This window comes from Parahaliea maris, from assembly GCF_008064665.1.
Lineage (GTDB): Bacteria > Pseudomonadota > Gammaproteobacteria > Pseudomonadales > Halieaceae > Parahaliea > Parahaliea maris.
This window is the reverse complement of the sequence record NZ_VRZA01000002.1, coordinates 756272-770891: the sequence shown is the minus strand read 5'-3', so window position 1 is coordinate 770891 and position 14620 is coordinate 756272. Positions and strand designations below refer to the sequence as shown.

Genomic DNA, 14620 nt, shown 5'->3' with positions numbered 1-14620 from the left:
CGGGCGTAAACCCTCTGATGCCTCGGGGCCTCAGCCCTCTGATGCCTCGATCTCGCACAACAACGGGTGTTCGTTTTCGCGCGCGTACTGATTGACCTGTGCGGCTTTGGTCTCGGCGATATCCCGAGTATAGATGCCGCACACGCCCTTGCCCTTGGTGTGGACGGTGAGCATGACGTGGGTCGCCTGCTCACGGTTCATGCGGAAAAAGGTTTCCAGCACTTCAACCACAAACTCCATGGGGGTGTAGTCGTCGTTGATTAACACTACTTTGAACAGCGGCGGCCGCTTGAGTTCCGGCTTGGCCTCCTGCAATGCCAGGCTACCATCGTGTTTTTCGCCCTCTTTGGCGAGGCGCCACTGGCTGTATGACTGACTGTGGATCACGCTACCACTCTCAAGTAATTCTCCGTTGCCAACGGGCGACCAACGCCACCCCGAATACTGGATATTGAGAGCAGTATACTGCATTTCAAGGGGGGTGCTCGTCTTGCGACTTGATGAGCGGACCCGTTAACCTTGTTCAGATCATCTGGACGGAACCGCCGGATGATCCTGCAATCTTGCAAATCTCGGGCATTTACGCAGGCGCACTGAACCCGTGCATGCGGCGCCCGGAGTCTTTCCGGGACACGCCGTGAACCCGTCCATGGGGGCTCCTCAGCGGCATCCTTGCCGCTGAAGGTCCCGGAAAGACTCCGGGCACCCCACGCACTCCCTCAAGCGCATAAGCAAGCGCTACACTCTGTTTTTCATACTACGACCACGCTCACAAGCAGGGTGTGAACTGGCGGTGCGTCTCCCCGGACCTTCAGCGGCCATGGATGGTCTGGGCCGCATCCGGACTGAGGAGCGCGACATGGAGAGCCTGCCCCTGTTTATGGGCATGTCATGCTTCTAGCGTGTCCGGGGAGACGCACCGCCAGGTCGCGCCCGGTCTACGAAGTAAACCCGTTGCGAAACCTCGACTTCATCCGCCAAATCAAGGCAATAAAAAACCCCGGACAAAGCCGGGGTTTTCGCACTACCGTGTCACGCCGTCGTGAAATCGGCGCAGCTGGCTTACATGTTATCGACCATCTTCTGACCAAATTCTGAACAGCTCACCAGCGTCGCACCGTCCATCAGGCGCTCGAAATCGTAGGTCACAGTACCCTGCTGGATCGCACCGTTCATCCCCTTGATAATCAGGTCCGCCGCCTCGTTCCAGCCCATGTGCCGCAGCATCATTTCCGCCGAGAGGATCAGGGAACCCGGGTTCACCTTGTCCTGACCGGCGTACTTGGGTGCCGTGCCGTGGGTCGCTTCGAACAGGGCCACCTGGTCCGACAGGTTGGCGCCGGGCGCGATGCCGATACCGCCAACCTGGGCCGCCAGGGCGTCGGACAGGTAGTCGCCGTTGAGGTTCAGGGTGGCGACCACACTGTATTCTTTGGGACGGGTCAGTACCTGCTGCAGCATGGCGTCGGCGATAACATCCTTGATCACGATCTGCTTGCCGTTGTTCGGGTTGCTGATGGCTACCCAGGGGCCGCCGTCCAGCAGCTGGCCGCCAAACTCTTCCCGGGCCAGCTCATAGCCCCAGTCGCGGAAGGCGCCCTCGGTGAACTTCATGATGTTGCCCTTGTGCACCAGGGTCACGGAATCCAGGTCCTGGTCGATGGCGTACTGGATGGCCTTGCGCACCAGGCGTTTGGTGCCCTCTTCCGACACCGGCTTGATGCCGATCCCGACGTTGGTGGGGAAACGGATCTTGGTGGCGCCCATCTCGTTGATGATGAAATCGACGACCTTTTGCGCTTCCTCGGTGCCGGCCTTGTACTCGATACCGGCGTAGATGTCCTCGGAGTTCTCGCGGAAGATCACCATATTACAGGCGCCCGGGTCTTTCACCGGTGAGGGCACGCCCTCGAACCAGCGTACCGGGCGCTGGCAGGTGTAGAGGTCCAGCTCCTGCCGCAGGGCCACGTTCAGGGAGCGGAAACCACCGCCTACGGGCGTGGTCAGCGGGCCCTTGATGGCGACGGAGTATTCCTTGATGGCTTCCAGGGTCTCTTCCGGGAACCAGTCGCCGTCGTACAGTTCGGCGGCCTTTTCACCGGTGTAGATTTCCATCCAGGAGATTTTCCTGTCACCGCCGTAGGCTTTCTCAATCGCGGCGTTGACCACATCGATCATGACCGGGCTGATGTCCACGCCGATACCGTCACCTTCGATGTAGGGGATGACAGGGTTGTTGGGGACGTTCAGGCTGTTGTCGTCGTTGACGGTGATCTTTTCGCCAGTAGCCGGCACCTGGATATGTTTATAGCCCATAGGTCTTACTCCATAGCAGATGAGGGTTCATTGAGAAGCGGGACAGGTTATCCTTGCGGTTTGTAGCCCCTTGTCTGAGCGGCGCGTATTGTAGCAGGTTTACCGCCCGTTCTCCCGATTGTACAGCCGCTTCCACTGTCGCCACAGCGTATGCCACAACTGATCCTGTTCAACAAACCCTTCCAGGTGCTGAGCCAGTTCACCGACGATGGCGATGGCGGCGCACCCCGCCCCACTCTGGCCGATTTTCTCCGCGCCCCCGGTTTCCGCGCCGCCGGGCGCCTCGATTACGATTCAGAGGGCCTGTTGCTGCTCACCGACAACGGCGCCCTGCAGCAGACCATCGCCAACCCGCGCCACAAGCGCTGGAAGACCTACGTGGTACAGGTGGAGGGCACAGTTGACGACGGGGCGTTACAGCGCCTGGCGCAGGGTCTGGAACTCAGGGACGGCCCCACCCTGCCCGCGAAAGCCCGCCGCATCGCTGCCCCGGAGTGGCTGTGGCCGCGCCAGCCGCCCATCCGGGAGCGCAAATCGGTCGCGGACAGCTGGCTGGAACTGTCCATCCGTGAAGGGCGCAACCGACAGGTACGGCGCATGACGGCCGCTGTCGGCTATCCCACCCTGCGCCTGATACGAACCCGGGTGGGAGACTGGTCGCTGGAAAAGCTCGCGCCCGGTGAGCACCGGGTTGTCGAGGTGGACGCACCGCCGGCCCCCTCCTCCGCCCGGCGCCGGAAGCAGGGAGGTCCAGGCCAGGGGCCGGCGAACAGCAGGCAGGGGAATGGCCGGGGGCCAGCACCCAAGGGGGGAACGCGGAGATCCCGACGCCGCTGAATCACGGCGTCAGCAGGACGTCGCTACAGGCCGAGGGCATCCAGCTCCGCGAGCAGGTCTTCGTGGTGGGTCTTGGTCTTGAACTTGTCCATCACCTTGAGCAGGCGCCCGTCCTTGCCGATGATGAAACTGGTGCGGATCAGGCCCATGAACTCCTTGCCCATGAATTTCTTCATGCCCCAGCAACCGTATTTTTCCGCTACGGCGTGATCCTCGTCGGACAGCAGGGGGAAGTTCAGGCTCTGCTTCTCAATGAATTTCGGCAGGCGCACGACCGGGTCCGGGCTGACACCGAAGACAGCCACGCCCCGCTTGTCCAGCTCTTTGCGGATATCGCGGATACCGCAGGCCTGCACGGTACAGCCGGGCGTCATCGCCTTGGGGTAGAAGAACAGCACCACCGGCTGCTTGCCCTTGAAGTCTTTCAGACTGACCTTGTTGCCATCCTGGTCAGGCAGGCTGAATGCCGGGGCCATGTTGCCGATTTTGGGATGTACAGTAGCGGGTGCCATGAGCGTTCCTCTCGCAGGTGAAATAGCGTGACGGAGGAAAGTCTACTGACCCCGACGGCGAAAGGCGAACAGATTGCGCAGATGATCCCGGCTAGCGCCCGTCATCGACCATGACGCCCACCTCGTTGCCCTCGTAGACCAGCTCAAAAGTACGCAGTCCGCGACAGGGCTCTTCGGTGGCATGTAACAGCCGGCCGTCGGCTATCGCGAACTGATACTGGTGCAGGGCGCACTGGATGATGCCATTGGCAATGGTCGCCACTTCCAGCGGATGGTCCCGGTGAGGGCACCGGGCCTCGATGAGATAGCGCTCCCCACCTCGCTGGATCAGCAATAGCTGGAGATTGTCGATCTTGAACTGGCGGGTATAGTGATCGTGCAGGTTGATCAGTTTTTCCAGCGGGAAAAAGCGCATCCGCACGGCCCTCCATCAGCCCTGGAAAGCGTCCATGATGCGCCGGGCCGCACCGTAGGCCGTGGCCCTGCCCTCAGCGACGTCGCGCTCCAGGGCCGGCAGGATCTCCCTCACCCGCGGGTGACGGGCCAGGCCAATGTGCAGCATTTCATCGACCAGCTGGTGCATCCACTGGCGGTTCTGGCGCGCGCGCTTGGTGGCGAAGGCGTCGTTTTCCAGCGCCTGGAAGTAGTAATCCACGATCATGCCCCACACCGAGTCGATGTTGTTGTTCTGCAGGGCGGAACAGGTCATGACCCGGGGCGTCCAGAAGCTGGTGTGGCGCAGGAGATTCATGGCGTTATTGTAGTGCTGGCGGGTTTTACCGGCCAGCACCTCGCTCTCGCCGTCGGCCTTGTTGATCACCAGGGCATCGGCCAGTTCGACGATACCCTTTTTGATGCCCTGCAATTCGTCGCCACCGCCGGGCAGCATCAGCACCATGAAGAAGTCCACCATACCGGCCACCTGGTATTCCGACTGGCCCACGCCGACGGTTTCCACCAGGATCACGTCATAACCCGCCGCCTCGCAGAGCAGCATGGTTTCGCGGGTCTTCTGCGCCACGCCACCCAGCGCGCCCTCTGAGGGCGAGGGGCGGATGAAGGCATTCTCCTGGCGCGACAGCTCCTCCATGCGGGTTTTGTCACCGAGTATGGAACCGCCGGCCACGGGTGAACTGGGGTCCACGGCCAGCACGGCGACGCGTTTGCCCTGGGCAATCAGGTAGAGGCCAAAGGCTTCGATGAAGGTCGATTTACCGACGCCGGGTACACCGGTGATGCCAATGCGAACGCTGTTGCCGCTGTGGGGCAACAGCTGCTCGAGGATGTCCTGGGCCTGCTCCCGGTGCCGGTCGAGCTTGCTCTCGACCAGGGTGATGGCCTTGGCGAGGGCCCGACGATTGCCCTGTAGCAGTTTGTCCAGTTCGATATTGCTCATTGGGTGGGGAGTATACCTTTTTGCATTGTTGTTCTGTCGCCGTTTTAGGATGCCTGCAGTTAGCACATGGCCGCCGCACAGCAAGGAACGCCAGACGGCTTTTGTGCTCTAAACCCGCACCGCGCAGGCCGTTATCACCCTCACCGGACCGCCAAAAAGCGCACGTCCATGTGCAGGCTCGACAGCCGCCGTCCTGGCGGCTGACGCCCGGTGAGGGCGATAACGGCCCACACGGCGCTGCTTGGGAGTGGCTTCCCTGAAAGTTTGAGCAGGGGCTCAGCAAAGCGGCGCAAGGACTGCTTGCTGTCAACCGCCTTGACACCACACTACGCCCTTCACATCACGGAAAGAACACCGAAAGCAGCGCTTCGATGTCCGGTAAGGGTTTGCAGCGGCGTCGGCGGACAGGACGTCCGCCGTCGAGCCTGCACATGGCGGTCCGGCGCTCCGGTGTACGCTTTTTGGCGGTCGCGGCAAACCCTTACCGGGCAGCGGAGCGCGGGTAGTACACTCGAATCCTCAACAAAGAAACCGAGAAGATCTCAGCCCGACACCTCATTCACCGCATCCAGCACCTCACGCGCACACTGGGGAATCGGGGTACCCGGACCAAAGATGCACTTCACCCCAGCCTGGTAAAGGTGGTCGTAGTCCTGACGCGGAATCACCCCACCGGCGATGACCACGATGTCATCGGCCCCCTGCTTGCGCAGTTCCTCCACCAGCTGCGGTACCAGCGTCTTGTGACCGGCAGCCAGAGACGAAGCGCCGACCACGTGCACATCATTCTCGATGGCCTGGCGGGCGACCTCCTCCGGAGTGGAGAACATCGGAGACAGGTCGATATCGAAACCGACATCGGCGAAGGCCGTGGCAATGACCTTGGCGCCGCGGTCGTGGCCGTCCTGCCCCATCTTGCACACCAGCATACGCGGACGGCGGCCGTGTTTTTCCACGAAGCCATCGATGTCCTGGCTGATACCCTGCCAGTTCTCATCATCCTGGAAGGCGGAGCCGTAGACGCCGGAAACTGTCTGGGCCTGGGCATTGAAGCGACCGAACTCACGTTCCATGGCGAAGGATATCTCCCCGACCGTGGCGCGGCGGCGGGTAGCTTCCACTGCCAGGGCCAGCAGGTTGCCGTCGCCATTCACCGCGCACTGGTAAATATCCTCCAGTATAGCTTCGACAGCGGCTTCATCCCGCGAACCACGCAGGGCCGCCAGGCGATCGAGCTGCGACTTGCGCACCGCCTCGTTGTCGATCTGCAGGACGTCGACCTCTTCTTCCTCGGCCAGCTTGTACTTGTTGACGCCGACGATGACATCGTCGCCACGGTCGATACGGGCCTGCTTGCGGGCGGCGGCCTCTTCGATGCGCAGCTTCGGCATGCCGGTTTCAATGGCCTTGGCCATACCGCCGGCCTGCTCCACTTCCTCGATCAGCTCCCAGGCCTTGTCGGCGATGTCCTGGGTAAGGGATTCCATCATGTAGGAACCGCCCCAGGGGTCAACCACCTTGGTAATGCCGCTCTCTTCCTGGATGATGAGCTGGGTGTTACGGGCGATGCGGGCCGAGAATTCCGTGGGCAGGGCAATGGCCTCGTCCAGGGCATTGGTATGCAGGGACTGGGTGCCGCCGAACACCGCGGCCATCGCCTCGATGGTGGTGCGGACAACGTTGTTGTAGGGATCCTGCTCGGTGAGGGACCAGCCGGAGGTCTGGCTGTGGGTCCGCAGCATGGAGCTCTTGGGATTCTGCGGATTGAACTCGGAGACGATTTTCGCCCACAGCAGACGCGCGGCGCGCATCTTGGCGATCTCCATGTAGAAGTTCATGCCGATGCCCCAGAAGAAGGACAGTCGCGGTGCAAACTGGTCGATGTCCAGGCCTGCGGCCAGCGCGGTACGGATGTACTCTTTTCCGTCGGCCAGGGTATAGGCCAGCTCCAGCGCTGCGTTGGCCCCGGCTTCCTGGATGTGGTAACCGGAAATAGAGATGGTATTGAAACGCGGCATGTGCTCGGAGCAGTAAGCGATGATGTCGCCGATGATCTTCATGCTCGGTGCGGGCGGGTAGATGTAGGTGTTGCGGACCATGAACTCTTTCAGGATGTCGTTCTGGATGGTACCTGCGAGTTGATCCTGGCTGACGCCCTGCTCTTCTGCAGCAACGATGTAACCAGCCAGCACCGGCAGTACGGCGCCGTTCATGGTCATGGAGACCGACACCTGGTCCAGCGGGATACCGTTGAACAGGATTTTCATGTCCTCGACGGAGTCGATGGCCACACCGGCCTTGCCCACGTCGCCAGTCACCCGCGGGTGATCTGAGTCATAGCCGCGGTGGGTGGCCAGGTCGAAGGCCACCGACACGCCCTGGCCGCCGGCGGCGAGGGCCTTGCGGTAAAAGGCGTTGGATTCCTCCGCGGTGGAGAACCCGGCGTACTGGCGAATGGTCCAGGGGCGCCCGGCGTACATGGTGGCCTGGGGGCCGCGAATGTAGGGCGAGAGGCCGGGCATGGTGTCGGTGTACTGAAGCTGCTCGGTGTCAGCGGCCGTGTAGAGCGGTTTTACCGGAATGTCTTCCGGGGTCTGCCAGACCAGGTCGTCCAGGGACTTGCCGCGCATCTGCTTGCTGGCAAGATCGCGCCAGGCATCGGGGGATGCGGCGCTTTTGTCGTAGATTTTGTCACTCATGTTCGAGTCCTCGCGGGAGAGGCGCTGCCACCGGGGTCAGCGCAAGCAATTCTTGTTGCCAGGTACCGGTTACTGGCCCCGCCGTAGCAGGGCCGGGCTAGCCACTGGATTTGTCAGTGCCCGGCGGGGGGCTGACTCAGCTCGATCAGCACGCCGTCGCAGCTCTTGGGATGGATGAAGATCACCAGGCAGTCGTGGGCGCCCGGGCTCGGTGCATCGGCCAGGAACTGGTAGCCCTTCTCCTTGAGGCGCGCCACATCGGCGTGGATATCATCGGTGCGGAAGCACAGGTGATGCAGGCCACCGCCCTTTTTCTCCAGGTACTTGGCGATCGGTCCTTCCCCGTTCAGCGGGTGCACCAGTTCGATGCTGGTGGGCGGCAGCGGGAAGAAGGCCGTGGAGGTTTTCGCTGACTCCACGTCTTCGGTCCCCTCATAGGTGAGGCCAAAGTCTTCGAGGAAGCGTTTCACGGCCTTTTCCAGGTCGGGAACGGCGACGGCGATATGGTCTAATCCGGTAATCATAGTATGGGCCTCACACAATCTGCTCGAGGAAGCCGCTGGTAATCTTGCGGCGGCGAGCGGCAATTTCTTCGGGGGTCTGCACCACGATTTTCTCATCCGGGGTAATCTTGAACAGGGGCTGGCCCTTGCTGATGATCACACCGTCGTCTTCTACCAGCACCTTTTCGATGGTTCCGGCAAAGGGTGCGTAGACCTTGTTGAACATTTTCATCACCTCGACAATGTACAGCGGATCGCCGGCATTGAAGTGATCGCCCTCGCTCACGTAGACCTCATGCTGGGGCGTTTCGCGACCGTAGAACATACCACCGCTTTCCGCCAGGATCTCATCCGACTTCGCCACCGGCGGCGGCACCAGCACCTTCGCCATTTTCTCCTGCAGCTCGCTGTCGGTCAGGCGCTCGGGGATGTGGATAGTGAGGTCGGAATTGACGGAGAGTTCGTAGTAACCGGTAGCCTCGGCCATGGCCGGCAGCAGGGCCATGATTTCGGCGCCGGCCTGGAAACCCTTGTGGGCGGCCCGCACTTCCTGCCATGCGGCGTCGGTGAAGCCACTGGGCGCGTCGCCCTCTTCGAGCAGTGTTTGCAGCGCAATCCAGTCGTCGGCCTCTACCCGGTTGTTCAGTTCGGCGTAGAAATCCACGGCCTGTTGCAGGACGTCATTATCGTGATCCCAGATCATGCTGGCCGCAGGTGCCCCGGCCACGTAATCCATGTTCAGGTAATGATAGGTATCGGCCAGCAGTTCCACCGGGTTTTCGTTCCAGCTGATCCGGCCGTCGATCATGGTGTAACAGTCGCGGTTGATGCTGAGCCAGCCGGACAGGACATGGGGCTCTTCCAGCAGCAACTGGATGGGTCTCAATAGCAGGGTCTGCTTGCGCTCGAGGGTCTGGGCAAGCGCCTTGGCGGCATCGCCGTCATGGCTGGCCACCGCAGCCCGGCAGACCTCACGCCAGGCGTAGTCGAGTTCCACCCCGTTAGCCTGCTCTTTCAATTCACCAACCGCGGTGAGGTACGGCACGATAAAGCGGGTGGTCGGGCGGGCGTTGATGTTCTGGCCGATAAACCAGTTCACCAGGCCGTAGTGGAATTCCAGGTTGGTGGCCAGGTCCTTGCCGCGCATGTTGGTCTGGCGAATCACTTCCGCCATACGCTCGTAGGTGTCCAGGCGCGTCTCACCGACCGTCAGCAGCAGGGCGATGTTGGAATCATAGGCACCCGCCAGGGTGTACTTCATGAACACGTCGGTGTCCGGGTTGTGCAGGCTGATGCCCTGGTCGTCGCGGATTTCACCTTCGACGGCGTCGGACCAGGCCTCGATCACCCCTCCGGCGCTGGGTTGCAGGGCCTGGTTGGTGGCATTGAGGCGGGCCTCCACGCTGTCGTTGTGGCGCAGGATGCGTTCCGGGCGCGGCAGTTTCGGGCCGTGGGCCGCCAGCAAAACCATGGCCTCCACCAGCGACTCCACCACGAAAGATTCGTCGGGGTTCTCCGGGTTGCTGAACTTGAGCGCGTAGCACAGCTCGGTGACCCGGTGCTCCACCTGGATCCGGGTGTTCATTTCCATGAAGAAGTGCTTGTCGCGATCGACAATACATTCGAAGGTCGATACCGAGTCCAGGCCCACGGCCGCGCCGAAGCGGGCCGCTTCATTTTCCATCGCCTCCAGGGTCACCAGGTCCTGGCTCAGCACACGCAACTCGGTTTCGTTGCCGCTCTTCTGGGCCTGGTTGATGGCGGCCTGCAGGGATTCAACCGTGACCGAGACTTCCAGCAGCTTCTGTTCGTGCATCTGCAGGGAGCAATCGCGGCCGCCCATGGTCATGCACCACTCGCCGTTGCCGATCACCTGGATTTCCTGGTGCCGGGTGGTCTCGATGTTCAGTTCCACCAGTACGTTCTTGTTGTCGCCAACACCGGTGGTCTTCACCTCGTTGAGGATCTCGCGCACCATTTCCGGGGTCCGCGCCGCTTCACCGATGCCGAGGATACGCTGGCCTTTACCGCCACCGCCGCTGATGGCCTTCAGGCGCACCCGGTTTTCCGGGTAGTCGGCGGCCATCTTCTCCACGGCCTCGGTGAGCGTGGCACTGAGTTCGTCCACGGTGTAGAGGTCGATGCCCTTGTCGTAGGATGCCGCCAGGACCAGGTCGGCTTTGTCTTCGAGGCTGATCTCGGGGTTGTCCAGCTTGCCCTCTTCGACCGCCAGGCCCTGCTCTGCGCAGAGCGCTTTCAGGTCGGCGATGGTCGGGTATTTTTTCAGCAGGGTCAGGGCGGTGCCGTTATCAATACCAGGGGTAACGGATACGCCGGATTTCAGTGCAGTACGCTTTGCCTCGTCCTTCAGGCCGGCGTCGTGCACGGTGCGCGAACAGGGGCCGATGAAGTTCAGCCCGGCGCGCTCCATGGCCGCCACCATGGTCTCGTCTTCCGCCATGAACCCGTAACCGGCAAAAATGGCGTTGTAGCCATTGTCCTTGGCGATGCTGATGATCTGGGCGATGCGCTGGTCGCGCTCTTCCTTGTTGGCCCCGGTGTAGTCGGGCACGCGGTGGATATGATCCGGATTCGGCATGCTGCGCAATTCCGGCGCCAGCGCGTTCTGGTAAACGATGGAATCCTTTTCGGACAACAGAATGCCGAAGTCGGTGATGCCCATTTCACCGAAGACGTCCATCGCCTCCTTGCGTATGGGGCCACGACAAATGATCAGCGGCCGCAGGTGAGTACAGTCGAACTGATTGACCCAGGCAATGTGACGGCGCCCCAGGCGCCGGTCGCGGTGAATCAGGGGGTTACTCAGATAGTGCTCGTTGGACACGGTGTTTCCTCTGTTCTAATTCGTTGCGGAGGCTGGCCTGCCGTTGCTCTTAATGGAATTCGCGCTGGACGGATGTCAGCGGTTCCGGCGTGTAGTGGCGCAGGCAGAAATCCATATGCTCTGCCAATACCTGGCGCAGGTCCGAGGGCATGACGATCTGGGAAATAGAACCCAGGCTCAGGGCCTCGTTGGGGTTCATCAGTTCGCGCTCATAGCGCTGGGCGAGCAGTTGCTCTTCTGATTTCACCCAGTTGCCCACCAGTTGCTCGGCGGTGGCGCGAGCGTCGTCGGCGGACAGTCCGGCCTGTATCTGGGCTTCGGTTTCCGCTGCCACCTTGGCGGCCACGGAGCCCCGGATTTTCTTCAATTCGTCCTTGTAAACATACTCCACACCCGCGGGGCCCATTACGGCAACCCGGGTGGTCGGCAACGCCACGACAAAGTCGGCTCCGGTCGGGTAGTTGTTATAGGACGCGTAGGCGCCACCGAAAGCATTGCGCACCAGCACGAGGAAGCGCGGTGTACGCAGATCGACAATGGCGTCCAGCATGGCGCGCCCGGCCTGCACGATACCCCCCGCTTCCTGCTCGCGCCCCGGCAGGAAGCCGGTGGTGTCCTCGAGGAAAATGATGGGGATGTTGTACAGGTTACAGAAGCGGATAAAGCGGGCGTTCTTGTAGGCGGCGGCGATATCGATCTGGCCGGACGCCACGGAAGAGTTGTTGGCCACAAAACCCACCACGTTGCCGCCCATGCGGCCGAGGGCGGTGACCGTGTTGCGCGCCCGCTCGGGCTGGATCTCCAGGAAGTCACCGTGGTCGCACAACTGTTGTATCAGGATGCTGATATCGATGGGCGTATTAAACCCGGTGGGCGAGTTGAAGGCTTTCTTCAGCAGGATGTCGATATCCCAGGTCTTGCGGGTTACCGGGTCCGAGGACGCCTGGTGCGGGGCCAGGGAGTTGTTGTTGCTCGGCAGGTAGTTCAGCAGCGCGCGCACCTTGCGCAGTGCCGCCACTTCGTCAGGCACGACAAAGTCGGTCACGCCGCTCTGGCTGTGTACGCCCGGGCCGCCGAGTTCATCGGGGGTGACGTCCTCACCCAGTACCGATTTCACCACGCCGGGGCCAGTCAGCCCGAAGAAGGTCTCGTTGGGCTGGATCAGGAAGCTACCCTGCCGCGGCAGGTAGGAACCGCCGCCGGCGTTGAAGCCGAACATGCACATGATGGACGGCACCACGCCGGAAATCTTGCGCAGGGCGGTAAACGCGTCCGCGTAACCGTCAAGTCCGCCGACCCCGGCGGGTATGTAGGCGCCGGCCGAATCGTTGAGGCCCACCAGCGGAATCTTGCGCTTGGCGGCCAGTTCGAACAGGCGGGCCAGCTTCTTGCCGTTGGTGGCGTCCATGGAACCGGCGCGCACGGTAAAGTCGTGACCGTAGATAGCGATATCGCGTCCACCCACCTTGATCAGTGCAGTGACCAGCGAAGCGCCGTCGAGGTTGGGGCCCCAGTTCTGGTAAAGCACGGTGGGCGCTTCATCGGCGAGGAACTCGATACGCTCCCAGACGGTCATCCGGTTTTTCTGGTGCTGGCGCTGGATGCTCTTTACCCCAGCCGCCTGGTAGGGGCGCTGCTGCAATTCCCAGCCAGCCTTCAGGGCTGTTTCATACAGACCGGGTTCGCTGGCAATCTGTCCGGGAACCTTGAACTCTACCTCGCTCTGTTCGGCAAAGGGGTTCTCCAGGGAGGCGATAAGTGCTTGATCGTCGTGTGCTGTCATAATCCTTCTTTTCAGGCTGTGAGGCTGCCGTTCCGGCACCCGCTTGGAGAGTGCCTGTGTGCTCCTCGAGACGTGGGGGATTTGCGCGTAGCGATAGGCAGGCATAGGATGCAGGCCCACCCGCTATGTTGGTGCAACACAGTAGTTCAGCGGTATGGGTGAGTCAATTTCCCGAGATGACAGGAAAATTGACATTTTAGACGCAATTCAAGTGCTTAAACTGGTCAGTTAATACGCTTTACCTATGCCGCAAACAGAGCCATGACGAATATATTCAGTGACAACATTGTGCCGGGGCACACCCTCAGCGCGGCGGAGTTGAAGCAGTGCCTGAACATGCCCTGAAGCTGGATGAAATCCCTTATTATGGGGACGCCTGCGAGTTGTTCGCGAGTCTGCGCGAGCTGCCCGGGGCGGCCTTCCTGGACAGCAGCCACGGCGCCCCCCAGGGTGGCCGCTTCGACATCCTGGTGGCTGACCCGGCGGCAGACGGCCCGGCCTGTATGCCCGCCAACATCGCCTCCGAGGCCGCCATAAAAAGTTGCTTCGACGACCTGATCCGGTTTCACCGGGAACGCTACCGGGGTATCGGCGCCCCCGACGGAGACCTGCCCTTCTGCGGCGGTTTGCTGGGCTACATCAGTTACGACGCGGGGAATCTGCTCCACGGTATCGCGCCAACGCGGAACGGCGAGGCCCCCGCCGCCCCGCTGGTCGCACTGCGCGCTTACGACTGGTGCGTGATACAGGATCATCTTCTACAGCGCAGCACACTGGTCAGCCTGCCCTGGGTGCCGGCCACTACCCGCCAGGACTTGCTGGCCCGGATTCGCTCGGGTGCAAGGAGAAGTGCAGGTGCGTTCACCCTGGAGGCGCCCTTTGCGACGGTAATGACCCGGGAGGACTACAACAAGGCTTTCCAATGCATCCAGGACTACATCACTGCGGGTGACTGCTACCAGGTCAATCTGGCACAGTGTTTTGCCGCACCCTTTACCGGCGATCCCTTCTCCGCCTACCGTCAACTGCGACAAATCGCCGGGGCCCCTTTTTCCGGCTACCTGGAATTTGATGGCGGCGCCCTGCTCAGCCTGTCGCCCGAACGCTTCCTCTCTCTGCGCGGTCGGCACGTGGAAACCCGCCCGATCAAGGGCACCAGGCCCCGGGGACAGACACCGGCGGAGGACGCCGACCTGGCGCGGGAGCTGCGCAACAGTGCCAAGGATCGGGCTGAAAACCTGATGATCGTGGATCTGCTGCGCAATGACCTCGGCCAGAATTGCGTGCCGGGCAGCGTCTGCGTGGACGCCCTGTTCGAAGTGGAGAGCTACCCCACCGTTCACCACCTGGTCAGCGCCATCAGCGGAGAACTGTCACCGCAACGAAGCGCCATGGAGTTGTTACGGGACGCGTTCCCGGGGGGCTCCATTACCGGTGCCCCGAAGCGTCGCGCCATGCAGATCATCGCCGAACTGGAAAACACCGCGCGCCAGGCCTACTGCGGGTCGCTGCTCTACGTCAGCGCCGACGGCAGAATGGACAGCAACATCGCCATTCGCAGCCTGCTCTGTGCCGAGGGTGAGATTCGTTGCTGGGGCGGTGGCGGCATTGTCGCCGACTCTGTCTGCGACGCCGAGTACCAGGAAACCCTGGACAAGATCGGTCGCTTCCTCGGCTGCCTGGAACGGGATTTTCTGCCCCCGGACCCGGCCCGGGGGCAGTAGCCGTC

At 61.8% G+C, this 14620-nt stretch carries 11 protein-coding genes; 2 read left to right on the top strand and 9 right to left on the bottom strand.

Translation table 11 applies throughout. The features are described from left to right. Positions 1-30 precede the first annotated feature (30 nt). Together clpS and icd are read right to left on the bottom strand one after the other, a co-directional pair. On the bottom strand, positions 31-387 hold the full coding sequence (clpS, locus tag FV139_RS07770; protein ID WP_235898578.1) for an ATP-dependent Clp protease adapter ClpS: 357 nt from the start codon (positions 385-387) through the stop codon (positions 31-33). Between the two features lie 675 nt (positions 388-1062). After that, positions 1063-2316, bottom strand: a complete 1254-nt coding sequence (gene icd / locus FV139_RS07765) for an NADP-dependent isocitrate dehydrogenase (RefSeq protein ID WP_148067752.1) — start codon at positions 2314-2316, stop codon at positions 1063-1065. Between the two features lie 150 nt (positions 2317-2466). Here icd and FV139_RS07760 point away from each other — a divergent pair, with 150 nt between their 5' ends. Next, entirely contained in the window at positions 2467-3153 is a 687-nt protein-coding gene (locus tag FV139_RS07760) for a pseudouridine synthase (protein WP_148067750.1), read from the top strand. 23 nt (positions 3154-3176) lie between these two features. Here FV139_RS07760 and bcp read toward each other — a convergent pair whose 3' ends face one another. The 7 genes from bcp to FV139_RS07725 form a co-directional block, all read right to left on the bottom strand. Beyond that, positions 3177-3665: a thioredoxin-dependent thiol peroxidase gene (bcp, locus tag FV139_RS07755; RefSeq protein ID WP_148067748.1), complete on the bottom strand. Its 489-nt coding sequence runs from the start codon at positions 3663-3665 to the stop codon at positions 3177-3179. 91 nt (positions 3666-3756) lie between these two features. Then, positions 3757-4080 (bottom strand): Rieske (2Fe-2S) protein, encoded by a 324-nt coding sequence (locus tag FV139_RS07750; RefSeq protein ID WP_148067746.1) that lies wholly within the window; start codon positions 4078-4080, stop codon positions 3757-3759. Between the two features lie 15 nt (positions 4081-4095). Continuing rightward, the gene (gene meaB / locus FV139_RS07745; protein WP_148067744.1) at positions 4096-5061 is read right to left on the bottom strand and encodes a methylmalonyl Co-A mutase-associated GTPase MeaB; all 966 of its coding nucleotides are present in this window, start codon (positions 5059-5061) and stop codon (positions 4096-4098) included. Positions 5062-5603: 542 nt separating this feature from the next. Continuing rightward, the gene (gene scpA / locus FV139_RS07740) at positions 5604-7760 is read right to left on the bottom strand and encodes a methylmalonyl-CoA mutase (RefSeq protein WP_148067742.1); all 2157 of its coding nucleotides are present in this window, start codon (positions 7758-7760) and stop codon (positions 5604-5606) included. A gap of 113 nt (positions 7761-7873) precedes the next feature. Continuing rightward, entirely contained in the window at positions 7874-8284 is a 411-nt protein-coding gene (mce, locus tag FV139_RS07735; protein WP_148067740.1) for a methylmalonyl-CoA epimerase, read from the bottom strand. A 10-nt stretch (positions 8285-8294) separates the two neighbouring features. Continuing rightward, positions 8295-11108: an ATP-binding protein gene (locus tag FV139_RS07730; protein WP_148067738.1), complete on the bottom strand. Its 2814-nt coding sequence runs from the start codon at positions 11106-11108 to the stop codon at positions 8295-8297. 49 nt (positions 11109-11157) lie between these two features. Further along, on the bottom strand, positions 11158-12891 hold the full coding sequence (locus tag FV139_RS07725; RefSeq protein WP_148067736.1) for an acyl-CoA carboxylase subunit beta: 1734 nt from the start codon (positions 12889-12891) through the stop codon (positions 11158-11160). A 326-nt stretch (positions 12892-13217) separates the two neighbouring features. Between FV139_RS07725 and pabB the strand changes: the two genes are divergently transcribed. Then, positions 13218-14615, top strand: a complete 1398-nt coding sequence (pabB, locus tag FV139_RS07720; RefSeq protein ID WP_213004051.1) for an aminodeoxychorismate synthase component I — start codon at positions 13218-13220, stop codon at positions 14613-14615. The last annotated feature ends 5 nt before the right edge of the window (positions 14616-14620 follow it).

Coding starts and splice junctions, on each gene's coding strand:
- icd (WP_148067752.1), bottom strand. CDS start 2,316: ATGGGCTATAAACATATCCAGGTGCCGGCTACTGGCGAAAAGATCACC.
- meaB (WP_148067744.1), bottom strand. CDS start 5,061: ATGAGCAATATCGAACTGGACAAACTGCTACAGGGCAATCGTCGGGCC.
- FV139_RS07725 (WP_148067736.1), bottom strand. CDS start 12,891: ATGACAGCACACGACGATCAAGCACTTATCGCCTCCCTGGAGAACCCC.
- mce (WP_148067740.1), bottom strand. CDS start 8,284: ATGATTACCGGATTAGACCATATCGCCGTCGCCGTTCCCGACCTGGAA.
- scpA (WP_148067742.1), bottom strand. CDS start 7,760: ATGAGTGACAAAATCTACGACAAAAGCGCCGCATCCCCCGATGCCTGG.
- bcp (WP_148067748.1), bottom strand. CDS start 3,665: ATGGCACCCGCTACTGTACATCCCAAAATCGGCAACATGGCCCCGGCA.
- FV139_RS07750 (WP_148067746.1), bottom strand. CDS start 4,080: ATGCGCTTTTTCCCGCTGGAAAAACTGATCAACCTGCACGATCACTAT.
- FV139_RS07760 (WP_148067750.1), top strand. CDS start 2,467: ATGCCACAACTGATCCTGTTCAACAAACCCTTCCAGGTGCTGAGCCAG.